Raw genomic sequence first — 24,818 nt, 5'->3', positions numbered from 1 at the left:
CGGCGTGCTTCGCAAAAATAAACAATAACGCAGCAAAATCTTTACATTAAGCCAGACTAAATGTTAACAAGCTTGCATAACACTGCACTCGCATTGCGCGAGATATAACAACATCACAATGGGTATCAATGCGTCGCTGGCGCTGATAAAAAAGGAGTTGGGTATGCAATTACGTAAACTGGCCACAGCAATGCTGGTTATGGGGATGTCCGCAGGCGTGGTTCACGCTGAAGACGCTCCGGCAGCAGGCAGCACTCTCGACAAGATTGCCAAAAACGGCGTTATCGTGGTCGGCCACCGTGAATCTTCTGTCCCGTTCTCTTACTACGACAACACGCAAAAAGTCGTGGGCTATTCACAGGATTACTCCAACGCCATCGTTGAAGCTGTGAAGAAAAAGCTGAACAAACCTGACCTGCAGGTGAAGCTGATCCCCATCACTTCACAGAACCGTATTCCGCTGCTGCAAAACGGCACCTTTGACTTCGAGTGTGGCTCCACCACCAACAACCTCGAGCGTCAGAAGCAGGCTGCCTTCTCCGACACCATCTTTGTTGTGGGCACCCGCCTGCTGACGAAGAAAGGCGGTGAGATCAAAGACTTCGCTGACCTGAAAGGGAAAGCGGTCGTTGTCACCTCCGGGACCACGTCTGAAGTGCTGCTGCACAAGCTGAACGACGAGAAGAAAATGGATATGCGCATCATCAGCGCGAAAGACCATGGCGACTCCTTCCGTACCCTGGAAAGCGGTCGTGCCGTCGCGTTTATGATGGACGACGCCCTGCTGGCAGGCGAGCGTGCGAAAGCGAAGAAACCAGACAACTGGGATATCGTCGGTACCGCGCAGTCGAAAGAAGCCTACGGCTGTATGCTGCGTAAAGACGATCCGCAGTTCAAAAAGCTGATCGATGACACCATCGCCCAGGTGCAGACCTCAGGCGAAGCGGAAAAATGGTTCGACAAATGGTTCAAGAACCCGATTCCACCAAAAAACCTGAACATGAATTTTGAACTGTCAGACGACATGAAAGCGCTGTTCAAATCTCCAAATGACAAGGCTCTTAACTAATTAGAACAACAGGGGCGGGATCTCCTGCCCTCTCGATTGTCGGGAAGCATGGACAGACTATACGTTGAGTGGTCGTTCCCCACTCAGCGCGAAAAATGAGCTTCTCACCAATCTTCGAGGGTAGCGCTGCTACCCTTTTTTTTCTGGAGTTTATTATGTCAATCGACTGGAACTGGGGCATATTCCTGCAACAAGCCCCGTTCGGCAACACCACCTATCTTGGCTGGCTGTGGAGCGGCTTTCAGGTCACCGTGGCATTATCGATAACGGCGTGGATCATCGCGTTTCTTGTCGGTTCTCTGTTCGGTATTCTGCGCACCGTCCCTAACCGTTTTCTTTCAACACTCGGCACCCTGTACGTGGAACTGTTCCGTAACGTTCCGCTGATCGTGCAATTCTTTACCTGGTATCTGGTTATCCCGGAACTGCTGCCGGAAAATATTGGCATGTGGTTCAAGTCGGAACTGGATCCGAATGTGCAGTTCTTTGTCTCCTCCATGATGTGTCTGGGGCTGTTTACCGCTGCGCGCGTTTGTGAGCAGGTGCGTGCCGCCATTCAGTCATTACCCCGCGGACAAAAAAATGCGGGTCTGGCGATGGGGTTAACCCTGCCACAGACCTACCGCTACGTGCTGCTGCCTAACGCCTACCGCGTCATCGTTCCGCCGATGACCTCCGAGATGATGAACCTGGTGAAAAACTCGGCCATCGCCTCGACCATCGGCCTGGTCGATATGGCCGCGCAGGCGGGCAAGCTGCTGGATTACTCCGCTCACGCGTGGGAATCCTTCACCGCGATCACGCTCGCCTACGTTCTGATTAACGCTTTCATCATGCTGGTGATGAACCTGGTTGAACGCAAAATTCGCCTGCCGGGCAACATGGGGGGCAAATAATGTACGAATTTGACTGGAGTTCTATCGTTCCATCCATGCCTTACCTGCTTGATGGACTGATGATTACCTTAAAAATCACCGTCATTGCCATTATCGTCGGTATCGTCTGGGGCACCCTGCTGGCCGTCATGCGCCTGTCGAGCTTTAAGCCGCTCGCCTGGTTTGCGACCGCCTACGTTAACGTGTTCCGTTCCATCCCGCTGGTAATGGTGCTGCTGTGGTTTTACCTGATCGTGCCCGGCTTCCTGCAAAACGTGCTGGGGCTGTCGCCAAAAACCGATATCCGTCTGATCTCGGCGATGGTGGCGTTCTCAATGTTTGAGGCCGCTTACTACTCGGAGATTATCCGTGCAGGCATTCAGAGTATCTCCCGCGGGCAATCCAGCGCCGCGCTGGCGCTGGGGATGACGCACTGGCAGTCCATGCAGCTCATTATTCTGCCGCAGGCGTTTCGCGCCATGGTTCCGCTCCTGCTGACCCAGGGAATTGTGCTGTTCCAAGATACGTCCCTGGTCTACGTGCTGAGCCTGGCAGACTTCTTCCGTACCGCGTCCACCATCGGTGAGCGTGATGGTACGCAGGTTGAGATGGTGCTCTTTGCGGGAGCGGTCTATTTTGTGATTAGTTTAAGCGCGTCGCTGTTGGTCAGCTGGCTGAAGAAAAGGACGGTACAATGATTTCCCTGAAAAATGTTTCGAAATGGTATGGGCACTTTCAGGTGCTGACCGACTGCTCCACCGAAGTGAAAAAAGGCGACGTGGTAGTGGTGTGCGGACCGTCCGGTTCCGGTAAATCGACGCTGATCAAAACCGTTAACGGACTGGAGCCGGTCCAGCAGGGTGAGATCGTCGTCAACGGCACCAAAGTCAACGACAAGAAAACCAATCTTGCCCAGCTTCGCTCTCACGTTGGTATGGTGTTCCAGCATTTTGAGCTGTTCCCTCACCTCTCCATTATTGAGAACCTGACGCTGGCCCAGGTGAAAGTGCTCAAGCGTGATAAAAAAGCGTCGCGCGAGAAAGGCCTGAAGCTCCTGGAACGCGTTGGCCTCTCTGCGCATGCCGATAAGTTCCCGGCGCAGCTTTCCGGCGGCCAACAGCAGCGTGTGGCGATCGCCCGCGCGCTGTGCATGGATCCGGTTGCCATGCTGTTTGATGAGCCCACGTCGGCGCTCGATCCGGAGATGATCAACGAAGTGCTGGACGTAATGGTCGAACTGGCGCACGAAGGGATGACCATGATGGTGGTGACCCACGAAATGGGCTTCGCCCGCAAGGTGGCCAACCGCGTGATCTTCATGGACGAAGGGAAAATTGTTGAAGATTCCCCGAAAGAGGAATTCTTCGCCAACCCGAAATCGGAACGTGCGAAAGATTTCCTCGCCAAAATCCTGCACTAACCTTCTCAGTGCGCAATCTGCGGATTGCGCACTGCCTCACGCTTTCGCTCACTTCTTCTCGTCGGTGCCCCATTGCAGCGTTAACCTTGTCACAAAATAACGCTATGAATGGAGAACGCTATGGCACAACCTATAATTTTCGATTGCGACCCGGGTCATGATGACGCGATCGCGCTCGTCCTTGCACTTGCCTCCCCCGAGCTCGACGTCAAAGCCGTCACCTCTTCTGCCGGAAACCAGACGCCGGATAAAACCCTGCGTAACGTTTTGCGCATGCTGACGCTGCTCAAGCGCACGGATATTCCTGTCGCCGGCGGCGCCCTCAAGCCCCTGATGCGTGAATTAATTATTGCGGATAACGTGCATGGCGAAAGCGGGCTGGACGGTCCGGCGCTGCCGGAACCTGGCTTCACGCCGCAAAGCTGCACCGCCGTGGAGCTGATGGCAAAGGTGCTGCGCGAGAGCGCGGAACCCGTCACCCTGGTGGCAACGGGACCGCAAACCAACGTCGCGCTGCTGCTGAACAGCCATCCTGAACTGCACAGCAAAATCGCTCGTATCGTCATCATGGGCGGGGCTATGGGCCTGGGAAACTGGACGCCTTCCGCAGAGTTCAACATTTTTGTCGATCCGGAAGCAGCGGAAATCGTCTTCCAGTCGGGCCTGCCAGTTGTGATGGCAGGGCTGGACGTGACGCATCGCGCGCAGATTATGGCAGACGACATTGAGCGCTTCCGCTCCGTTGGCAATCCGGTCGCGACAACCGTGGCTGAGCTGCTCGACTTCTTTATGGAGTATCACAAAGCCGAGAAATGGGGATTCCACGGTGCGCCGCTGCACGATCCGTGCACCATTGCCTGGCTGTTAAAGCCGGAGATGTTTACCACGGTCCACAGGTGGGTTGGCGTCGAAACTCAGGGGAAATACACCCAGGGGATGACGGTGGTGGACTACTACTCGCTGACGGGAAATAAGCCGAATACCACGGTGATGGTGGATATTGACCGTGAGGCGTTTGTGGATTTGCTGGCGGAGAGGCTGGCTTACTATAATGCGTAGTGCGGCCTGATGCCCTCTCCCACGGGGAGAGGGCGCAAACCTGCGCTTTTACCTAGGGTTCAAACGGCCGACGCTGGAACTGATCGTGGCCGCATTTCGGACACAGCGACAGGACCTCCGGCGTATACACTGCAATATGATAGTGGCAATTCTCGCACACCAGATTTCCCAGCCCGACCACTTCACCGCTGTGGTACACACCGTGGTGGTTTAAATCCTGAAAGACTTCACGCCACTCCAGCTGCGTTTTATCCGTGATATCGGCCAGCTCCTGCCACAGGCTCTCTTTGATCACCCGCATGAAAACGCTGTCCGTGACCTCCTCCTGGCTTTCCTGGTAGCTGCGCGCGAACTCTTCCAGATCGCGACGCACGGCGCGGGTCACCTCTTCCACTTCGGTTCGCGTTAACTCACCCGTTTGCGACACGCGGGCACGCGCCTGCTCCACCAGCGCGTCGATATCACGCTCGCCGTTACGCAGCCGTTCCGTCAGTGTCGCCACCAGTTCGCGGTAAAATTGAGCAACCTTGTTCATCATTTTGCCTCCCGGGTAAGTAACTATTTCTAATAATAGACCTTATTTCAGCGCCGCTTTGTCAGGTGAAGCACAGACCCGGTAAATTCCTGCAAAGCGCATTTGTGCGAAAGGCTGTTTTGACGCGGGCGTTTGGGCTATGCTATGCGGATCTGAATTACCACATCCATTGGCTACATTTGTAGCTGTATTGAACACAGGACCACTGGCTGCCATGCAAGAGCAATACCGCCCGGAAGAGATAGAATCAAAAGTCCAGCAACACTGGGACGAGAAGCGCACCTTTGAAGTAACCGAAGACGAGAGCAAAGAGAAGTATTACTGCCTGTCGATGCTTCCCTATCCTTCTGGTCGACTACACATGGGCCACGTGCGTAACTACACCATTGGTGATGTGATTGCGCGCTACCAGCGCATGCTGGGCAAAAACGTTCTGCAACCCATCGGTTGGGATGCGTTCGGTCTGCCTGCGGAAGGCGCGGCGGTCAAAAACAATACGGCGCCGGCACCGTGGACGTACGACAACATCGCGTACATGAAAAACCAGCTCAAAATGCTGGGCTTTGGCTATGACTGGAGCCGCGAGCTGGCAACCTGTACCCCGGAATACTACCGCTGGGAACAGAAATTCTTCACCGAGCTGTACAAAAAAGGCCTGGTGTACAAGAAGACCTCTGCCGTTAACTGGTGCCCGAATGACCAGACCGTTCTCGCGAACGAACAGGTTATCGATGGCTGCTGCTGGCGCTGTGATACTAAAGTAGAGCGTAAAGAGATCCCGCAGTGGTTTATTAAAATCACCGCTTACGCTGATGAGCTGCTGAACGATCTGGATAATCTGGACCACTGGCCAGATACCGTTAAGACCATGCAGCGCAACTGGATCGGCCGTTCTGAAGGCGTGGAAATTACCTTCAACGTTGAGAACTACGACCAGACCCTGACCGTCTACACCACCCGTCCGGACACCTTCATGGGCGCGACCTACCTGGCCGTGGCCGCAGGTCACCCGCTGGCGCAGAAAGCGGCAGAAAACAATCCGGAACTGGCTACCTTCATCGACGAGTGCCGCAACACGAAAGTGGCCGAAGCCGATATGGCAACGATGGAGAAAAAAGGGGTTGATACCGGCTTTAAAGCCATTCACCCGCTGACGGGCGAAGCGATCCCTGTCTGGGCCGCCAACTTCGTTCTGATGGAATACGGTACAGGCGCCGTGATGGCCGTTCCGGGTCACGACCAGCGCGACTATGAATTTGCCACTAAATATGGCCTGACCATCAAGCCTGTTATTCTGACGGCTGACGGTTCTGAACCAGACCTGTCCGAACAAGCGCTGACCGAAAAAGGGACCTTGTTCAACTCCGGCGAGTTCAACGGTCTGAGCTTCGAAGAGGGCTTCAACGCTATCGCCGACAAGCTGGCCTCCCTTGGCGTGGGCGAGCGTAAAGTTAACTTCCGTTTGCGCGACTGGGGCGTTTCCCGTCAGCGTTACTGGGGTGCGCCAATTCCAATGGTGACGCTGGAAGATGGCACCGTGATGCCAACGCCGGAAGATCAGCTGCCGGTGATCCTGCCGGAAGACGTGGTCATGGACGGTATCACCAGCCCGATCAAAGCCGATCCTGAGTGGGCAAAAACCACCGTCAACGGTCAGCCCGCGCTGCGCGAAACCGACACCTTTGACACCTTTATGGAGTCGTCCTGGTACTATGCTCGCTACACCTGTCCGCAGTATCAGGACGGCATGCTGGATTCCAAAGCAGCGAACTACTGGCTGCCGGTAGATATCTACATCGGTGGTATCGAACACGCCATCATGCACCTGCTCTACTTCCGCTTCTTCCACAAGCTGATGCGCGATGCGGGCATGGTGAACTCTGACGAACCTGCAAAACAGCTGCTGTGCCAGGGCATGGTGCTGGCGGATGCCTTCTATTACGTCGGAGCGAACGGCGAGCGTAACTGGGTATCTCCGGTTGACGCGATCGTTGAGCGCGACGAGAAGGGCCGTATCGTGAAGGCGAAAGACGCTGAAGGTCACGAGCTGGTCTACACCGGCATGAGCAAAATGTCCAAGTCGAAAAACAACGGTATCGACCCGCAGGTGATGGTTGAGCGTTATGGTGCGGATACCGTGCGTCTGTTCATGATGTTTGCCTCTCCGGCTGACATGACGCTGGAGTGGCAGGAATCTGGCGTTGAAGGCGCAAACCGCTTCCTGAAACGCGTCTGGAAGCTGGTTTACGAGCACACTTCACTGGGCGATGCCCCGGCGCTGAACGCGGATGCCCTGACTGAAGATCAGCAGGCGCTGCGTCGTGATGTTCATAAAACCATTGCGAAAGTGACCGATGATATTGGTCGTCGTCAGACCTTCAATACCGCAATTGCGGCTATTATGGAACTGATGAACAAGCTGGCGAAAGCACCGCAGGACGGCGAGCAGGATCGTGCCTTAATGCGTGAAGCGCTGCTGGCCGTCGTTCGCATGCTGAACCCGTTCACGCCGCACGTTAGCTTTACCCTGTGGCAGGAGCTGAAAGGCGAAGGCGATATCGACAACGCGCCGTGGCCGCAGGCTGACGAAGCCGCGATGGTGGAAAACACCACGCTGGTCGTGGTCCAGGTAAACGGCAAAGTCCGCGGTAAAATTACCGTGGCGGTCGATGCAACCGAAGAACAGGTTCGCGAGCGCGCGGGTCAGGAACCACTGGTCGCTAAATATCTTGAGGGCGTTACCGTACGTAAAGTGATCTACGTACCGGGTAAACTGCTGAATCTGGTCGTTGGCTAAGCGCGGGAGGAAACGTGCGACAACTGGCAACAATACTCTTATCTCTGGCGGTGCTTGTCACCGCTGGCTGCGGCTGGCACCTGCGCAATACCACGGCGGTGCCTGCTCAGATGAAAACCATGATCTTTGATTCCGGGGATCCGAACGGTCCACTCAGCCGGGCAATTCGCAATCAGCTGCGTCTGAACGGCGTTGAGCTTGTTGAGAAACAGACGCTGCGTCAGGATGTACCGTCTCTGCGTGTGACAGGAAGTGGTCTGTCGAGAGACACTGCGTCTATCTTCCAGGATGGCCGTACCGCAGAGTATCAAATGGTGTTGACGGTCAACGCGGCAGTTCTGATCCCGGGTAAAGACATCTATCCGATCAGCACGAAAGTGTACCGTTCGTTCTTCGATAACCCGCAGACGGCGCTGGCAAAAGATGCCGAACAGCAGATTATCATCAACGAAATGTATGACAAGGCGGCGGAACAGCTGATCCGTAAACTGCCAAGTATTGCAGCGTCAACCAAACAAGGATCTGACATTGTTGATAAACCGGTTGATGGCACGCTTCCTGCTGCTAACTCTCTGGGTAAATGATGATCAGGCTGTATCCTGAACAACTCCGCGCGCAGCTCAATGAAGGGCTGCGCGCGGCGTATCTGCTTCTTGGAAACGATCCGTTATTACTTCAGGAAAGCCTGGATGCCGTGCGGCATGCCGCCGCCGCGCAGGGCTTTGATGAACACCACACCGTCCAGCTGGATAACAATACCGACTGGAACGCCCTCTTCTCGCTTTGTCAGGCGATGAGCCTGTTCGCATCGCGCCAGACGATTCAGATCCTGCTGCCGGAAAACGGGCCTAACGCGGCGATGAACGAGCAGCTCGCTACGCTGGTCAGCCTCTTACACAGCGATCTGATCCTGATTGTGCGTGGCAACAAGCTGACCAAAGCGCAGGAAAACGCGGCATGGTTTACCCAACTCGCGCCCCACGCGGTGTTGGTCACCTGTCAGACGCCTGAGCAGGCGCATCTGCCTAAATGGGTCGCCGCGAGAGCGAAGCAGCACAACCTTCAGCTGGATGATGCGGCGAACCAGCTGCTCTGCTACTGCTATGAAGGTAACCTGCTGGCCCTGGCGCAGGCGCTGGACAGACTCTCCCTGCTCTGGCCGGACGGCAAGCTGACCTTGCCGCGCGTCGAGCAGGCCGTTAACGACGCGGCGCACTTCACGCCGTTCCACTGGGTGGACGCGCTGCTGTCGGCAAAAAGTAAACGCGCCCTGCATATTCTGCAGCAGCTGCGCCTCGAAGGCAGCGAACCGGTCATTCTGCTGCGTACGCTGCAGCGCGAACTGCTGCTGCTGATTACGCTCAAGCGTCAGTCTGCCCATACGCCTTTGCGTTCGCTGTTTGATAAACACCGGGTGTGGCAAAATCGCCGGGCTTTGACTTCCGAGGCCATCAACCGTCTGAGTCATGAACAGCTTCGCCAGGCGGTACAGCTTCTGATGCGCGCCGAACTCACGTTAAAACAAGATTACGGCCAGTCGGTCTGGGCGGAGCTGGAAAGCCTTTCCCTGCTGCTCTGCCACAAGGCGCTGGCAGACGTTTTTATTGATGGATAGTATGCACTCTTTACAGGCCCTGTATGGCGGCACCTTCGACCCGGTACACAACGGGCATCTGAAGCCGGTTGAAATTCTGGCGAATCTGATCGGCCTTCAGCGCGTCACCATCATGCCGAATAATGTCCCGCCCCATCGTCCACAGCCTGAGGCGACCAGCGAGCAGCGAAAAGAGATGCTTGCCCTGGCCATCGCAGATAAGCCGCTCTTCCGGCTTGACGAGCGTGAGCTGCGTCGCGATACGCCCTCCTGGACCTCGCAGACGCTTCAGGAATGGCGCGCAGAACAAGGTCCAGACCAGCCGCTGGCTTTTATCATCGGACAGGACTCCCTGCTGAACTTCCCCACATGGCATAAATATGAAACCATCCTGGAGAACAGCCACCTGCTCGTCTGCCGCCGTCCTGGCTATCCGCTGACCATGCGCGAAGCGCAGTACCAGCAGTGGCTGGAAGATCATCTCACCGCCAATGTTGAAGATCTTCACACTCAGCCTGCCGGGAAGATTTATCTGGCCGAAACGCCGTGGTTCGATATCTCTGCAACCCTCATTCGCGAGCGCTTACAGCAGGGTTTAGCGTGTGACGATCTGCTCCCCGCACCGGTGCTGGCCTATATCCATACGCATGGTTTGTATCAGAAAAGCGCAGATGAATAGCCGGAGGGCATAAAAAGCGGCTTATTGTTTATCCTGCCTTGACAGGGTAAGCCATACTGTTATTCTCCGCTGCCAGACTTTCCCGCCGATGATTGCTTTACAGAAATTGTTTTACAAAAATGGCGATGCAATCTCAGGCAGAGGGTGGGATGATACCCGCCTTCAAAAGCCCGACCGGAGACTTTTGTCCCGATACAGGCATGAGTTCAGGTATACTGTCTGGCTACGAATTCAACGTTTTACAATCTCATTCACCCCAGGGGGAAAACTTGCAGGGTAAAGCACTCCAGGATTTTGTTATTGACAAAATTGATGACCTGAAAGGTCAGGACATCATCGCTATCGACGTTAAAGGTAAATCCAGTATTACCGACTGCATGATCATCTGCACCGGTACGTCCACACGTCATGTTGTTTCAATTGCCGATCACGTGGTACAGGAATCACGTGCTGCAGGGCTGTTGCCGCTCGGTGTTGAAGGTGAAGCGACGGCTGACTGGGTGGTTGTCGATCTCGGCGATGTGATTGTCCACGTCATGCAGGAAGAGAGCCGTCGCCTGTATGAGCTGGAAAAACTCTGGGGTTAATGCGTGAAGTTGCAGCTGGTCGCCGTCGGCACCAAAATGCCGGACTGGGTACAAACCGGTTTTACTGAATATCTGCGTCGTTTTCCAAAAGACATGCCGTTCGAACTGGTGGAAATCCCCGCAGGTAAGCGCGGCAAGAACGCCGATATCAAACGTATTCTCGATAAAGAGGGCGAACTGATGCTGGCTGCCGCTGGCAAAAACCGCATCGTCACCCTCGATATTCCAGGAAAACCCTGGGATACGCCGCAGCTGGCGCACGAACTGGAGCGCTGGAAGCAGGATGGCCGTGACGTCAGTCTGTTGATTGGCGGACCCGAAGGGTTATCCCCTGCCTGCAAAGCGGCAGCAGAACAAAGTTGGTCCCTCTCCGCGCTGACGCTTCCCCACCCGCTCGTTCGGGTACTGGTGGCAGAAAGCCTGTATCGCGCGTGGAGCATTACTACCAACCACCCCTATCACCGCGAGTAATGACTGACCAGGGTAGATTAAGCAGCGGATGAAACTACAGAATTCTTTTCGCGACTATACGGCTGAGTCCGCGCTGTTTGTGCGCCGGGCGCTGGTCGCCTTCACCGGGATTTTGCTGCTTACCGGCGTGCTGATCGCCAACCTTTATAATCTGCAAATTGTCCGTTTTACCGACTACCAGACGCGTTCCAACGAAAACCGTATCAAGCTGGTGCCTATCGCGCCCAGCCGCGGCATTATTTACGATCGCAACGGCACCCCGCTGGCGTTAAACCGCACCATCTATCAAATCGAGATGATGCCGGAAAAAGTCGATAACGTTCAGGATACGCTGGAAGCGCTGAAAAGCGTTGTCGACCTTAACGACGACGATATCGCCGCCTTCAAAAAAGAGCGCGCCCGCTCACACCGATTCACCTCCATCCCGGTTAAAACCAACCTGACGGAAGTCCAGGTGGCCCGCTTTGCGGTGAATCAGTACCGTTTCCCCGGCGTGGAAGTAAAGGGGTACAAGCGTCGCTACTACCCCTACGGCTCCGCGCTGACGCATGTGATTGGCTACGTCTCCAAGATTAACGACAAAGACGTCGACCGCCTCGATAAAGACGGCAAGCTGGCGAACTACGCCGCAACGCACGACATCGGTAAGCTCGGTATTGAACGCTACTACGAAGATGTCCTGCACGGGCAAACCGGCTATGAAGAGGTTGAGGTTAACAACCGCGGCCGCGTGATTCGCCAGCTTAAAGAAGTGCCGCCTCAGGCGGGGCATGACGTCTATCTGACCCTCGACCTTAAGCTGCAGCAGTATATTGAAACCCTGCTGGCGGGCAGCCGTGCAGCCGTTGTGGTCACCGACCCCCGAACCGGCGGCATCCTGGCGATGGTCTCCATGCCAAGCTATGACCCGAACCTGTTTGTTGACGGCATTTCCAGTAAAGACTACTCCGGTCTGCTGAATGACCCCAACACGCCGCTGGTGAACCGCGCGACGCAAGGGGTTTACCCGCCGGCATCCACGGTTAAACCGTACGTGGCGGTCTCTGCACTGAGTGCTGGCGTCATCAACCGCAATACCAGCCTGTTTGACCCAGGCTGGTGGCAGTTGCCCGGTTCAGAAAAGCGCTATCGCGACTGGAAAAAATGGGGCCACGGTCATCTGAACGTCACCAAATCGCTGGAGGAGTCTGCGGATACCTTCTTCTATCAGGTGGCGTATGACATGGGGATCGACCGCCTGTCTGAGTGGATGAGCAAATTCGGCTACGGACACTACACCGGCGTTGACCTTGCGGAAGAACGCTCCGGCAACATGCCGACGCGCGAATGGAAGCTGAAGCGCTTTAAAAAACCGTGGTATCAGGGCGACACCATTCCGGTGGGTATCGGTCAGGGTTACTGGACGGCAACGCCGCTTCAGATGAACAAAGCCATGATGATCCTCATCAATGACGGCGTGGTGAAAGTGCCTCACCTGCTGCAGAGTACGGTTGAAGACGGCAAAAAAGTGCCGTGGAACCAGCCGCACGAAGCGCCGGTGGGTGACATTCATTCCGGCTTCTGGGAAATCGCGAAAGACGGTATGTACGGCGTGGCAAACCGCCCGAACGGTACCGCACACAAGTATTTCGCCGGTACGCCGTACAAAGTGGCGGCGAAGTCCGGTACTGCGCAGGTCTTTGGCCTGAAAGCCAACGAAACCTATAACGCGCACCGCATTGCCGAACGTCTGCGTGACCACAAGCTGATGACGGCGTTTGCCCCTTATGACAACCCGCAGGTCGCGGTGGCGATGATTCTGGAGAACGGCGGTGCCGGGCCTGCAGTAGGGACCATCATGCGCCAGATCCTTGACCACATTATGCTGGGTGATAACAACACCGAACTGCCGGCTGAAAACCCGGCCGCCGCTGCGGCGGAGGACCAATAATCATGACGGATAATCCAAATAAAAAATCGCTGTGGGACAAAATCCACATCGACCCAGCCATGCTGCTGATCCTGCTGGCTCTGCTGGTTTACAGCGCGCTGGTTATCTGGAGCGCCAGCGGCCAGGACATCGGGATGATGGAGCGTAAAATCGGCCAGATCGCCATGGGCCTGATCATTATGGTGGTGATGGCGCAGATCCCGCCGCGCGTCTACGAAGGCTGGGCGCCCTACCTCTACATTTTCTGTATTATTTTGCTGGTTGCGGTCGATGCCTTTGGCGCCATTTCAAAAGGGGCGCAGCGCTGGCTGGATTTGGGTATTGTCCGCTTCCAGCCCTCGGAGATTGCCAAAATCGCCGTTCCACTGATGGTGGCACGCTTTATCAACCGCGACGTCTGTCCGCCGTCGCTGAAGAATACCGCCATCGCGCTGGTGCTGATTTTCCTGCCAACGCTGCTGGTTGCGGCACAGCCTGACCTGGGTACCTCTATCCTCATCGCCCTCTCCGGCCTGTTTGTCCTGTTCCTGTCGGGCCTGAGCTGGCGCCTGATTGGTATCGCGGTGGTGCTGATTGCGGCGTTCATCCCTATTCTCTGGTTCTTCCTGATGCACGATTACCAGCGCCAGCGCGTCATGATGCTGCTCGATCCGGAAACCGATCCGCTGGGCGCGGGCTATCATATTATTCAGTCCAAGATTGCGATTGGCTCCGGCGGCCTGCGCGGTAAAGGCTGGCTGCACGGCACGCAGTCGCAGCTGGAATTTTTACCGGAACGCCACACCGACTTTATCTTTGCCGTCCTGGCGGAAGAGCTGGGGCTGGTGGGCATCTTAATACTCCTGGCCCTATACGTTCTGCTGATCATGCGGGGATTGTGGATTGCAGCACGCGCGCAAACGACCTTTGGTCGCGTCATGGCTGGCGGGTTGATGCTGATTTTATTCGTTTATGTCTTCGTAAATATTGGTATGGTGAGTGGTATTCTGCCGGTGGTAGGCGTACCGCTGCCGCTGGTGAGTTACGGAGGCTCGGCACTGATCGTGTTGATGGCCGGGTTTGGTATCGTGATGTCGATCCATACTCACAGAAAAATGTTGTCAAAAAGCGTATAAAAATAAGGGGATCGGAATGCGTAAGCAGTGGCTGGGGATCTGCATTGCGGCAAGTTTACTTGCGGCCTGTACTAGTGATGATGGTCAGCAACAGGCAACCGTCGCGCCGCCGCAGCCTGCGGTGTGTAATGGCCCGATCGTAGAAATCAGCGGCGCCGATCCCGTTTATGAACCGCTGAATGCCAGTGCCAATCAGGATTACGAGCGCGACGGCAAAAGCTATAAAATTGTTCAGGATCCTTCCCGTTTCAGCCAGGCGGGCTTTGCCGCCATTTATGATGCCGAGCCTGGCAGTAACCTGACGGCCTCCGGAGAGACGTTCGACCCCATGCAGCTGACGGCGGCACATCCGACGCTGCCGATCCCGAGCTATGCCCGTATCACCAACCTGGCAAACGGCCGCATGATCGTCGTGCGTATCAACGACCGCGGCCCGTACGGTAATGACCGGGTGATCTCCCTGTCGCGCGCGTCTGCCGATCGCCTGAATACCTCGAACAACACCAAAGTCCGTATTGACCCAATTATCGTGGCGCAGGATGGCTCCCTCTCCGGGCCGGGTACCGCGTGTACGACGGTGGCGAAACAGACCTATGCCCTTCCCGACCGCCCCAATCTTGACGGGGGAATGGGCAGCGTCTCTTCTCCGGCCGAGCCTGCTCAGCCGGGGGGAGAAATACGCCCAATCAGCAACGACACGCTGCAAAGCGACGATTCAACGGGCGCACCGGTAAAGAGCAGCGGTTTTCTTGGCGCACCGACGACCTTAGCCTCGGGCGTGCTGGAAGGCAGTGAACCTACCCCAGCCCCCGCTCCCGTTGCTGCACCAGCGACCCAGTCGGCTCCCGTAACGGCGCCCGCGGCCACGCAAAGTGCCGCGGTGGCGGCTCCAACAGCGGCCAGCGGCAGCTATGTGGTTCAGGTCGGTGCTGTGAGCGATCAGGCCCGGGCTAAACAGTATCAGCAGCGTCTGAGCCAGCAGTTTGGCGTACCGGGACGCGTTGAGCAGAACGGTGCGGTCTGGCGCATTCAGATGGGGCCGTTTGCCAGCAAATCGCAGGCAGCCTCCCTGCAGCAGCGTCTGCAGAATGAAGCTCAGCTTCAGTCATTTATCGCTGTTGCGAAATAATTAACCGGCGGTATCCGAATTGTCAGTTTGTGTAAAACACATTCACAAACTCATGCTTAAAGTCGGATGCCTGCCTGAATAGCATTTGCTATAGTAAGGCACTTTTTTTAATTCCATCACGGATGTCGTAGTTCTGACCATGAAGACCACTTTTTCTGCTCGTTTTGTGCAGCGCATGGCGCTGACCACGGCCCTTTGCGCGGCTGCGCTCTCTGCAGCTCACGCCGATGACCTGAATATCAAGACCATGATCCCTGGCGTTCCGCAAATCGACGCGGAATCCTACATCCTGATCGATTACAACTCTGGCAAAGTGCTGGCAGAACAGAATGCCGATGCCCGCCGTGACCCGGCCAGCCTGACCAAAATGATGACCAGCTACGTTATCGGCCAGGCGATGAAGGCAGGTAAATTCAAAGAAACGGATCTGGTCACCATCGGTAACGATGCGTGGGCAACCGGGAACCCGGTCTTTAAGGGCTCCTCTCTGATGTTCCTGAAACCGGGTATGCAGGTTCCTGTTTCCCAGCTGATTCGCGGTATCAACCTGCAGTCGGGTAACGATGCCTGCGTAGCGATGGCCGATTTCGCCGCCGGTAGTCAGGATGCCTTCGTAGGCCTGATGAACAGCTACGTGAACGCGCTGGGTCTGAAAAACAGCCATTTCCAGACCGTACACGGCCTGGACGCAGACGGTCAGTACAGCTCGGCACGTGACATGGCGTTGATTGGTCAGGCGCTGATCCGCGATGTTCCTAATGAGTACTCTATCTATAAAGAGAAAGAGTTCACCTTCAACGGTATCCGTCAGACCAACCGTAACGGCCTGCTGTGGGATAACAGCCTGAACGTTGACGGCATCAAAACCGGTCACACCGACAAAGCGGGCTACAACCTGGTCGCCTCCGCCACTGAAGGCCAGATGCGTCTGATCTCTGCCGTGATGGGTGGCCGCACCTTTAAAGGCCGTGAAACAGAAAGCAAGAAGCTGCTGACCTGGGGCTTCCGTTTCTTCGAAACCGTGAATCCACTGAAAGCAGGCAAAGAGTTTGCGTCTGAACCCGTCTGGTTCGGCGACAACGACCGTGCTTCTCTCGGCGTTGATAAAGACCTCTACCTGACTATTCCGCGCGGTCGTATGAAGGATCTGAAAGCCAGCTACGTCCTGAACAGCACCGAGCTGCACGCCCCGCTGCAGAAAAATCAGGTCGTGGGCACAATCAACTTCCAGCTGGATGGCAAAACGATCGATCAGCGCCCGCTGGTGGTCCTGCAAGAAATTCCTGAAGGCAATTTCTTCGGCAAAATCATTGATTATATTAAATTGATGTTCCACCACTGGTTTGGTTAAAAATCGAACACTTGAAAGTGTGATTTTGATCCCCATATACTAAGTATCCTGATAACTCCCACCTGACGTGGGAGTTATTATTTTTTGACGTTACGCCGGAGCTGACATGAAAACCAAACTTAACGAACTGCTTGAATTCCCTACCCCATTTACCTACAAAGTAATGGGTCTGGCGAAACCTGAGCTGGTTGATCAGGTGGTTGAAGTGGTACAGCGCCATGCGCCGGGTGACTACTCTCCGTCAGTAAAACCAAGCAGCAAGGGCAACTACCACTCGGTTTCTATTACCATCACTGCGACACACATTGAGCAGGTTGAGACGCTGTACGAAGAGCTCGGCAATATCGAAATCGTTCGTATGGTGCTGTAGTCCCTTTGCGGTTACCCGGTTGCCGGGTAACCCCTCTCCCCGCTGTGATATACTCCCGCATACCTTTTGTCCCTCGTCTTCGGAGACGCAGTTTTGTATCAGGATAAAATTCTGGTCCGTCACCTCGGGCTGCAACCTTACGAGCCTGTCTCCCAGGCTATGCATGACTTCACCGATTCACGCGATGACACTACCCCCGATGAGATCTGGCTGGTCGAACACCTGCCGGTCTTTACGCAGGGTCAGGCGGGAAAAGCAGAACATTTATTAATGACGGGCGATATTCCGGTTATCCAGAGCGATCGCGGCGGTCAGGTCACGTACCATGGTCCCGGGCAGCAGGTAATGTACGTCCTGCTCAATCTGAAGCGCAGAAAGCTCGGCGTGCGTGAACTGGTTACCTTACTGGAACAGACAGTCGTCAATACGCTGGCGGAATACGGGATTGACGCGCATCCGCGAGCCGATGCGCCTGGGGTCTACGTTGGGGAAATGAAGATCTGTTCTCTGGGGCTGCGTATTCGTAAAGGCTGCTCATTCCATGGCCTGGCCTTGAATATTAATATGGATCTCGCGCCTTTCCAGCGCATAAACCCCTGCGGCTACGCCGGCATGGAAATGACGCAAATGCGCCAGTGGGTAGAAACCGCTACGCCAGACACGATTCGTCCCGTGCTTTTGAAGAACGTGTTAGCACTACTTAACAATCCCCCACACGAATATATCCCTGCTTAATATATCGTACAACAGGGCTCGCTAATTTGACGGGCCACTGTCTATTTACCGTTTTTGCACTTTACAATAATCCATAGATTCTATATTTTCGAAGCGCCCGAATATTACCGATACATATTATTTAGCCTCCAGCATGCACGGCAAACACGGCATAAGTAACGTGAGCAATTATCACACAAGTGTTTGCTTTTGATAAACAAATGAAACAAAACCAACACTTTACGAATCTCTACAAGCATAATAAATAAATTCAACTATCATTCATATTGTGAATGTATACGGAGTGAAAGCGTGGAGTATAATAATTTACCAGCCAAACGACTGAATGAACCTGGTGGCGAAGACAAGCCGCAAATTTTTCGGACTTTACGTAATATTGATCTCAATTTACTGACTATTTTTGAGGCAGTATATGTCCATAAGGGTATCGTTAACGCTGCGAAAATTCTTAATCTCACGCCATCAGCAATAAGCCAGTCCATCCAAAAGCTACGCGCTATATTTCCTGACCCGTTATTTATTCGTAAGGGCCAGGGGGTAACGCCGACGGCCTACGCCACGCATCTCCATGAGTACATCAGCCAGGGGCTGGAGTCGATTCTGGGCGCACTGGATTTAACCGGGAGCTATGATAAGCAGAGAACCATCACCATCGGCTGTTCCCCTTCGGTGGGTGTGCTGGTGATGCCAGCGATCTTCCAGGCCGTAAAAGAGCATGCTCCGCAGCTCCTGCTTCGCAATGTGCCTCTCCATGAACCTGACGTTCAGCTTGCCCAGTTCCAGACGGACCTGATTATTGAAAGCGGCAGCTTCAGTGCCAGAGCGCTGGGGCAAAATGTGCTCTATGCGGATAACCTGGTATTGGTTTGCCGTCAGCAGCATCCTGCCCTTAGCGAGCCGCTGACCATCGAAAACCTGCGCAACTACGACCACTCGTCTTTCATGACTGAAGGGCAGTCCAACCATGGCCTTCGTCAGCGTATTGATGAAATTTTCCCGGAACGTCAGATCAGCTTCAGCAGTTACAATATGTTCACCACTGCATCCCTGATAGGCAGCAGCGATATGCTGTGCATCATGCCATCGCGCCTGTACAGCCTGCTCCGGAAATGCTGGCCGCTGGACAGTATCCCCCTCAGCCAGCTTAATGCGGAATCTATTGAAATTTCACTGCATTACAACAAGCTGAGCTTGCGCGATCCGGTTCTGGAAAACGTCATCCGCATTATCCGTCAGGCCTTCTGACAGGTTGAGCCAGCATAAGCCCCTGCGACAGGCAGGGCAAAAGGCACAAAACAACAACTATTTTACAAATAGGCGATCTGGCAGGCTGCTTTAACGACCGTTTCAATGATATACTGCCTGTCGTTCGTTCAAAAATAGTTGATAAATACAACATTCCCTTGAATTGAAACGCTTTCCTTCGATATTCGCAACTGGAACACGCACGCTATGAGTAAACCCATTGTGATGGAACGCGGTGTTAAATACCGCGATGCCGATAAAATGGCCCTTATCCCGGTTAAAAACGTGGCTACAGAGCGCGAGGCGCTGTTAAGAAAACCGGAATGGATGAAAATCAAACTTCCGGCCGACTCTTCGCGTATCCAGGGGATCAAAGCGGCGATGCGCAAGAATGGCCTTCACTCCGTTTGTGAAGAAGCCTCTTGTCCGAACCTTGCTGAATGTTTCAATCACGGTACCGCGACGTTTATGATTCTGGGTGCTATCTGTACCCGCCGCTGCCCGTTCTGCGATGTTGCTCATGGCCGTCCGGTCGCGCCTGATGCTAACGAACCCCAGAAGCTGGCGCAGACCATCGCCGACATGGCGCTGCGTTACGTGGTTATCACGTCCGTTGACCGTGACGATCTGCGCGACGGCGGAGCACAGCACTTCGCTGACTGTATTACGGCCATTCGCGAGAAAAGCCCAAACATCAAAATCGAGACGCTGGTGCCAGACTTCCGCGGCCGTATGGACCGTGCGCTGGATATCCTGACCGCGACGCCGCCAGATGTGTTTAACCACAACCTGGAAAACGTACCGCGTCTCTATCGTCAGGTGCGCCCGGGCGCTGACTATAACTGGTCTCTGAAACTGCTGGAACGCTTCAAAGAAGCGCATCCGCATATTCCGACCAAGTCAGGTCTGATGGTAGGTCTGGGTGAAACTAACGATGAAATCATCGAGGTGATGCGCGATCTTCGCCGCCACGGTGTAACCATGCTGACTCTGGGCCAGTATCTGCAGCCAAGCCGTCACCACCTGCCGGTACAGCGCTACGTGAGCCCGGACGAGTTTGATGAAATGAAGGCCGAAGCGCTGGCGATGGGCTTTACTCACGCCGCATGCGGCCCGTTTGTTCGCTCCTCCTACCATGCAGATATGCAGGCAAAAGGCGAAGAAGTTAAATAATGCTGTAATATTCATTTACAGTAATACAAAAAAACCGGCCTCATGAGCCGGTTTTTTTTCGCAAGCCCTCAGGCGTTGCCGTCACTCTTTGTGAGAAAGCTTATCTGCCGGGACGTCATCCTCAGCGCTTTTCTTCGCGGCTGTATCATCGTCGTTCATCGCTTTCTTAAAGCCTTTGATGGCAGCCCCCAGGTCACCACCCAGCGTGCGTAACTTCTTGGTACCAAACAGCAGGACGACCAGTGCGGCAACCACCAGCAGTTTGGTAATACTAATCTCACCCATAGATACCTTCTTTACTTAAAACAGGCTGCATTCAGCGCCAAAACCTGACTGTATTAACGGTCATTTAGCGCGTGCACACAATAGCAATCTGTAACAAGGTGAATCAAGCATTGTTGAAAAAAACATCACAATAATTGCGGTGGCGCAAACCGACGATTGCGAAGAACAGGTAATTGCTGACGTGCAAGCGCAATTCTGTCTATGTTTATCTCTGCCACCAGCAAATCCGGGGCTTCCGCAGCGGCGGCAATCGTCACACCCAGCGGATCGACCACCCTGCTTTGCCCGATGTTCTTCGTTCCGCATTCTCCTGCAGCAACGACATAGCAGGTGGTATCCAGCGCGCGTGCCGCCAGCAGCGTTGCCCAGTGATGTTCTTTTAACGGCCCTTTAACCCACGCGGCAGGCAGAACCAGCACGTCCGCCCCCTGTAGCGCCAGATGGAGTGCCAGCTCCGGAAAACGCAGGTCATAGCAGGTCATCAGCCCAACCTTTAATCCGTCAATCTCCAGCAGCGGCGGAACACGGTCTCCTGGGTCGACGCGCCGTGATTCCTGAATGCTGAAGGCATCATAAAGATGGAGCTTGGCGTAACGTGCGACTATGGCTCCGCCGCGAATCGCCACCAGCGTATTCACCGCCCGACCCGGCGTAGCGGGAACATGGATTGTTAAGATCGTCGTCATCGTATTGCCCACGCTCTGGGCGAGCAATTGCTGTAAAAATTCACCGTCCAGCGGCTGCGCGGACTTCACGGATAAATCCGGGTCATTATCATCCCTGGCCAGCAGCGCCTCAGGAAGCACCAGCAGCGACGCGCCTTTCTGTTGGGCCTGCATCATCAGATTGACGCATTTTATCGCGTTAGCCTGCCAGTCAGGCGTGACCGCAAATTGCCCTACCGCAACATACATATTTGTCCCCTCATCATAAACGGCGTTAAACTCGCTTCTCTTACACATCAAATAGCAGGTATTTAGCGTGTTACAACTACTTTTAGCCGTTTTTATTGGTGGGGGAACGGGTAGCGTTGCGCGATGGTTTCTCAGTATGCGGTTTAACCCCCTGCATCAGGCGATTCCCATGGGGACGCTGGCTGCAAACCTGATAGGTGCCTTTATCATTGGCATGGGGCTGGCCTGGTTTAACCGAATGACACACATTGACCCAATGTGGAAAGTCCTGATTACCACCGGATTCTGCGGCGGGTTAACCACCTTCTCAACCTTTTCTGCGGAAACGGTTTTTCTCTTTCAGGAAGGCCGTATCGGCTGGGCGCTGATGAATATGGCGATCAATATGCTCGGCTCCTTTGCGATGACGGGGATCGCATTTTGGTTATTTTCTTCCGCAAGCGCGCATTAACAGCCGAACCGTTAATGTTGGCTTAATTTTTCTCTGTCACTCTGGATGCAGTACTGAACGAGGGTGACAGAATGAAACAGAGTCTGATGAGCGCAGGCATGGTGTTGTTAAGCGTGCTGATCGTGGCCAGCTTCCTGAAAATGTATCTGCTTGGCTGATTCAAAACGAAAAAAACCCGCTCAGTGAGCGGGTTTTGAAATTCTTGCTGACGCGTCTGGATTACAGAGCGATTACGTTAGCAGCAGAAGGGCCTTTGGCACCGTTAGTGATTTCGAACTCTACACGCTGACCTTCAGCCAGAGTTTTGAAACCATTAGACTGGATTGCAGAGAAGTGTACGAACACGTCTTTGCTGCCATCTTCAGGAGTAATGAAACCGAATCCTTTGGACTCATTAAACCACTTAACGTTACCTTTAATCTTAGACATCAAAATTACCTTTACATTAAAAAACGACACAAATGCTGTGTCGGTTACCAGTACATCAATTGTGAGACCTTTTGTCCAGCGGATCTTTGATAAAAAGTGACTAAAGTCGCGTTAATTTTCACTGGCAGATTTTTATCGTTTATGAATCAACGGCTGCGCGTTTTATCACCAACAGGTAAAGTTTTTTCAGTTAAAACTGAAAACGCATCCAGGCGAAGTAAACGTTACCGTTGTTGTACGTGCCCGGGATGTAGGTCATCTGGAACGTTGCGGGGCCGTAACCGATAGAGGCCAACGGCAGCAGCACCGGGATCGGAATGTAGTTCCAGTTGTCACGTGCGGTGACCCCTGCGGTATAGCCCAACCCGACATGGAAGTTCTCGTCGGCTAGCGGGCGCCAGGTTTTCTCCCAGCCTTAGCCCCCAATCGGCTCCCATTTATTAAAAGAGTCTTTAAAGGCCATCAGATAGATGCCATGCCAGTTTCCCTTATCATCCCAGCGCGACTGACCGAAACCAGCGCCCCACGGACGCTCGTTATATTTATCGGTTTTCTCTTTGTCGTAAGCAAAACGCGCATGCCACGTTATTGCCGGAACATAGAGATCATAATGTTCGGGCGCCGTCCAGGTCTGAGAGACATTATCCGTAAAGGTTGAGAACCACCCTTTATCCGTCGCGTTGTCCTCTGCCTGTGCAACAGAAGAAAACGTTAACTGCCCAAAAATAAACAATAAAATTGAGAAAAATGTATTACGTACGATCACAATGCAATTACCATTCTTAGTATTCGAGGCAAAGTTTACCATAAAGTAGTTGAATCAAGGCTTAACGACATCAGCGTTATTCCTAATTATTCGGCCTTTTTCCGGGAATATTCTCAATAAACTGGACCGCAAGTCTGAATAAGCACATTCAGAGTGAGCCTTTAACCTGTTTAGCCTTGTAAATCAGCAACATGCTGAATTACACAAAATATTAACAATCTGTTATCATTGTAAGGACATATTGCGCTATTTCTGGCGGTCAAGACTCTCATGGCGTAAATGTAAGAGCCATGGCAAAAACACGGTTGTTCTGCTCTCTAGTCGTCTGTTTATTGATTTTAATCAGCAAGAACAGGCCATTTATTCGGCACATTTTCATCCTTCTTATTTTTATTGATTTTTTGTGCTCCATTGCAGCAGAGATACAGGGGAAATCATGCTTACGTTATTCGAACTCCTTATTGGGGTCGTCGTCATTGTCGGTGTCGCACGCTACATCATTAAAGGCTATTCGGCCACGGGCGTATTATTTGTTGGCGGTTTAACGCTGCTGATTATCAGCGCCATAATGGGACATCAGGTATTACCTGCCAGTGCAACCAGTACGGGTTACACCGCCACTGATATTGTTGAATACATTAAGATATTACTCATGAGCCGCGGCGGCGACCTGGGTATGATGATCATGATGCTGTGCGGTTTTGCCGCCTACATGACCCATATCGGTGCCAACGACATGGTCGTTAAGCTTGCCTCAAAACCGCTGCAGTACATCAACTCACCCTATCTGCTGATGGTCGCCGCCTATTTTCTCGCCTGCCTGATGTCGCTGGCCGTGTCGTCGGCAACCGGACTTGGCGTACTGCTCATGGCCACCCTGTTCCCGGTCATGGTGAACGTCGGTATCAGCCGCGGCGCGGCAGCAGCCATTTGCGCGTCTCCGGCAGCCATTATTCTCTCCCCGACCTCCGGCGACGTTGTGCTGGCGGCAAAGGCTGCGGAGATGTCGCTCATCGATTTCGCCTTTAAAACCACGCTGCCAATCTCTATTGTCGCCATTGTGGGAATGGGAATCGCGCATTTCTTCTGGCAGCGCTATCTGGATAAGAAAGAAAACATCAGCCACGAGATGATGGACGTGAGTGAGATCACCACCACCGCACCCGCGTTTTATGCCATTCTGCCCTTCACGCCGATTATCGGAGTGCTGATTTTTGACGGCAAATGGGGCCCGCAGCTGCACATCATCACCATTCTGGTGATCTGCATGCTGCTGGCTGCCGTGCTGGAGTTTGTGCGCGGTTTCAACACGCAAAAGGTGTTCTCTGGTCTGGAAGTCGCCTATCGCGGTATGGCGGATGCCTTCGCTGGCGTGGTGATGCTGCTGGTGGCAGCGGGCGTTTTTGCTCAGGGTCTGAGCACCATCGGCTTTATCCAGAGCCTGATCTCTATCGCCACCTCGTTCGGCTCGGCCAGTATTATCCTGATGCTGGTCCTGGTGGTACTCACCATGCTGGCGGCCATGACCACCGGTTCCGGCAATGCGCCTTTCTACGCTTTCGTGGAGATGATCCCGAAACTGGCCCACTCCTCCGGTATTAACCCGGCCTATCTCTCCATTCCCATGCTGCAGGCGTCAAACCTGGGCCGTACCATTTCCCCGGTATCGGGCGTGGTCGTCGCCGTTGCCGGGATGGCAAAAATCTCGCCATTTGAAGTGGTAAAACGCACCTCAGTGCCCGTTATGGTTGGGCTGATTATCGTGATTATCGCCACGGAAGTGCTGGTGCCCGGCGCAGCCTAAGCTAAATTCCTGATATCCAGAAAGCGCCTGCGGGC

At 54.0% G+C, this 24,818-nt stretch carries 25 protein-coding genes and 1 pseudogene; 21 read left to right on the top strand and 5 right to left on the bottom strand.

The window, feature by feature from the left end:
* Positions 1-163 precede the first annotated feature (163 nt).
* The 5 genes from FHC48_RS03760 (at position 164) to rihA (ending at position 4,423) form a co-directional block, all read left to right on the top strand.
* Positions 164-1,069 carry an amino acid ABC transporter substrate-binding protein gene (locus tag FHC48_RS03760; protein ID WP_008501049.1) on the top strand — a complete coding sequence of 302 codons (906 nt, stop codon included), beginning with the start codon at positions 164-166 and terminating at the stop codon, positions 1,067-1,069.
* A gap of 155 nt (positions 1,070-1,224) precedes the next feature.
* A complete protein-coding gene (gene gltJ / locus FHC48_RS03755) occupies positions 1,225-1,965 on the top strand; it encodes a glutamate/aspartate ABC transporter permease GltJ (protein ID WP_008501048.1) in 741 nt (246 codons plus the stop codon).
* Positions 1,965-2,642, top strand: a complete 678-nt coding sequence (gltK, locus tag FHC48_RS03750; protein ID WP_008501047.1) for a glutamate/aspartate ABC transporter permease GltK — start codon at positions 1,965-1,967, stop codon at positions 2,640-2,642. The genes gltJ and gltK overlap by 1 nt, the downstream gene beginning before the upstream one ends.
* Positions 2,639-3,364 carry an amino acid ABC transporter ATP-binding protein gene (locus FHC48_RS03745; protein ID WP_014883001.1) on the top strand — a complete coding sequence of 242 codons (726 nt, stop codon included), beginning with the start codon at positions 2,639-2,641 and terminating at the stop codon, positions 3,362-3,364. The genes gltK and FHC48_RS03745 overlap by 4 nt, the downstream gene beginning before the upstream one ends.
* Before the next feature lie 120 nt (positions 3,365-3,484).
* Positions 3,485-4,423 carry a pyrimidine-specific ribonucleoside hydrolase RihA gene (gene rihA, locus FHC48_RS03740; protein WP_021242576.1) on the top strand — a complete coding sequence of 313 codons (939 nt, stop codon included), beginning with the start codon at positions 3,485-3,487 and terminating at the stop codon, positions 4,421-4,423.
* 52 nt (positions 4,424-4,475) lie between these two features.
* On the opposite strand, the gene FHC48_RS03735 is transcribed toward rihA, so the two are convergent.
* Positions 4,476-4,958 carry a zinc ribbon-containing protein gene (locus tag FHC48_RS03735; RefSeq protein ID WP_045352731.1) on the bottom strand — a complete coding sequence of 161 codons (483 nt, stop codon included), beginning with the start codon at positions 4,956-4,958 and terminating at the stop codon, positions 4,476-4,478.
* A gap of 214 nt (positions 4,959-5,172) precedes the next feature.
* On the opposite strand from FHC48_RS03735, the gene leuS reads away from it, so the two are divergent.
* From leuS to lipA, 14 genes are all read left to right on the top strand, one after another.
* Positions 5,173-7,755, top strand: a complete 2,583-nt coding sequence (gene leuS, locus FHC48_RS03730) for a leucine--tRNA ligase (RefSeq protein WP_032674363.1) — start codon at positions 5,173-5,175, stop codon at positions 7,753-7,755.
* Positions 7,756-7,769: 14 nt separating this feature from the next.
* Entirely contained in the window at positions 7,770-8,339 is a 570-nt protein-coding gene (gene lptE / locus FHC48_RS03725) for an LPS assembly lipoprotein LptE (RefSeq protein ID WP_008501042.1), read from the top strand.
* Complete coding sequence (gene holA / locus FHC48_RS03720; protein WP_039024429.1) at positions 8,339-9,370, top strand: DNA polymerase III subunit delta; 1,032 nt, start codon at positions 8,339-8,341, stop codon at positions 9,368-9,370. Before lptE ends, holA begins: the two co-directional genes overlap by 1 nt.
* Positions 9,363-10,028: a nicotinate-nucleotide adenylyltransferase gene (nadD, locus tag FHC48_RS03715; protein ID WP_059365220.1), complete on the top strand. Its 666-nt coding sequence runs from the start codon at positions 9,363-9,365 to the stop codon at positions 10,026-10,028. Before holA ends, nadD begins: the two co-directional genes overlap by 8 nt.
* 269 nt (positions 10,029-10,297) lie before the next feature.
* A complete protein-coding gene (gene rsfS / locus FHC48_RS03710; RefSeq protein WP_003858696.1) occupies positions 10,298-10,615 on the top strand; it encodes a ribosome silencing factor in 318 nt (105 codons plus the stop codon).
* Positions 10,616-10,618: 3 nt separating this feature from the next.
* Complete coding sequence (gene rlmH, locus FHC48_RS03705; protein ID WP_003858701.1) at positions 10,619-11,086, top strand: 23S rRNA (pseudouridine(1915)-N(3))-methyltransferase RlmH; 468 nt, start codon at positions 10,619-10,621, stop codon at positions 11,084-11,086.
* Between the two features lie 28 nt (positions 11,087-11,114).
* A complete protein-coding gene (gene mrdA / locus FHC48_RS03700) occupies positions 11,115-13,016 on the top strand; it encodes a peptidoglycan DD-transpeptidase MrdA (RefSeq protein ID WP_023293034.1) in 1,902 nt (633 codons plus the stop codon).
* Positions 13,017-13,018: 2 nt separating this feature from the next.
* The gene (mrdB, locus tag FHC48_RS03695) at positions 13,019-14,131 is read left to right on the top strand and encodes a peptidoglycan glycosyltransferase MrdB (protein WP_008501037.1); all 1,113 of its coding nucleotides are present in this window, start codon (positions 13,019-13,021) and stop codon (positions 14,129-14,131) included.
* Positions 14,132-14,147: 16 nt separating this feature from the next.
* Positions 14,148-15,260 (top strand): endolytic peptidoglycan transglycosylase RlpA, encoded by a 1,113-nt coding sequence (gene rlpA, locus FHC48_RS03690; RefSeq protein ID WP_039265956.1) that lies wholly within the window; start codon positions 14,148-14,150, stop codon positions 15,258-15,260.
* Positions 15,261-15,399: 139 nt separating this feature from the next.
* Positions 15,400-16,611, top strand: coding sequence for a D-alanyl-D-alanine carboxypeptidase DacA (gene dacA / locus FHC48_RS03685; protein WP_008501035.1), 1,212 nt, complete (start codon positions 15,400-15,402; stop codon positions 16,609-16,611).
* A 106-nt stretch (positions 16,612-16,717) separates the two neighbouring features.
* Positions 16,718-16,981: a DUF493 family protein YbeD gene (gene ybeD / locus FHC48_RS03680; RefSeq protein ID WP_003858718.1), complete on the top strand. Its 264-nt coding sequence runs from the start codon at positions 16,718-16,720 to the stop codon at positions 16,979-16,981.
* Between the two features lie 93 nt (positions 16,982-17,074).
* Entirely contained in the window at positions 17,075-17,716 is a 642-nt protein-coding gene (lipB, locus tag FHC48_RS03675) for a lipoyl(octanoyl) transferase LipB (RefSeq protein WP_008501034.1), read from the top strand.
* Positions 17,717-18,007: 291 nt separating this feature from the next.
* Positions 18,008-18,961: a YbeF family transcriptional regulator gene (locus FHC48_RS03670; RefSeq protein WP_021242582.1), complete on the top strand. Its 954-nt coding sequence runs from the start codon at positions 18,008-18,010 to the stop codon at positions 18,959-18,961.
* Between the two features lie 207 nt (positions 18,962-19,168).
* Complete coding sequence (gene lipA / locus FHC48_RS03665) at positions 19,169-20,134, top strand: lipoyl synthase (RefSeq protein WP_008501032.1); 966 nt, start codon at positions 19,169-19,171, stop codon at positions 20,132-20,134.
* 81 nt (positions 20,135-20,215) lie between these two features.
* Here lipA and tatE read toward each other — a convergent pair whose 3' ends face one another.
* Together tatE and FHC48_RS03655 are read right to left on the bottom strand one after the other, a co-directional pair.
* Positions 20,216-20,419: a twin-arginine translocase subunit TatE gene (gene tatE, locus FHC48_RS03660; RefSeq protein ID WP_008501031.1), complete on the bottom strand. Its 204-nt coding sequence runs from the start codon at positions 20,417-20,419 to the stop codon at positions 20,216-20,218.
* A 125-nt stretch (positions 20,420-20,544) separates the two neighbouring features.
* Positions 20,545-21,333 carry a deaminated glutathione amidase gene (locus tag FHC48_RS03655; RefSeq protein WP_045416444.1) on the bottom strand — a complete coding sequence of 263 codons (789 nt, stop codon included), beginning with the start codon at positions 21,331-21,333 and terminating at the stop codon, positions 20,545-20,547.
* A 67-nt stretch (positions 21,334-21,400) separates the two neighbouring features.
* Here FHC48_RS03655 and crcB point away from each other — a divergent pair, with 67 nt between their 5' ends.
* Positions 21,401-21,784: a fluoride efflux transporter CrcB gene (gene crcB, locus FHC48_RS03650; protein WP_008501029.1), complete on the top strand. Its 384-nt coding sequence runs from the start codon at positions 21,401-21,403 to the stop codon at positions 21,782-21,784.
* A 219-nt stretch (positions 21,785-22,003) separates the two neighbouring features.
* On the opposite strand, the gene cspE is transcribed toward crcB, so the two are convergent.
* Both cspE and pagP read right to left on the bottom strand, forming a co-directional pair.
* Positions 22,004-22,213, bottom strand: a complete 210-nt coding sequence (cspE, locus tag FHC48_RS03645; RefSeq protein WP_002439184.1) for a transcription antiterminator/RNA stability regulator CspE — start codon at positions 22,211-22,213, stop codon at positions 22,004-22,006.
* 190 nt (positions 22,214-22,403) lie between these two features.
* Positions 22,404-23,021, bottom strand: a pseudogene (pagP, locus tag FHC48_RS03640) (lipid IV(A) palmitoyltransferase PagP).
* A 394-nt stretch (positions 23,022-23,415) separates the two neighbouring features.
* On the opposite strand from pagP, the gene dcuC reads away from it, so the two are divergent.
* The gene (gene dcuC, locus FHC48_RS03635) at positions 23,416-24,783 is read left to right on the top strand and encodes an anaerobic C4-dicarboxylate transporter DcuC (protein ID WP_021242585.1); all 1,368 of its coding nucleotides are present in this window, start codon (positions 23,416-23,418) and stop codon (positions 24,781-24,783) included.
* Positions 24,784-24,818: the final 35 nt, after the last annotated feature.

Source organism: Enterobacter sp. EC_50 (genome assembly GCF_019584525.1).
Classification (GTDB): Bacteria; Pseudomonadota; Gammaproteobacteria; order Enterobacterales; family Enterobacteriaceae; genus Enterobacter; species Enterobacter roggenkampii.
The sequence above is the reverse complement of the archived record's forward strand: the minus strand, read 5'-3'. Positions and strand labels throughout refer to the sequence as shown.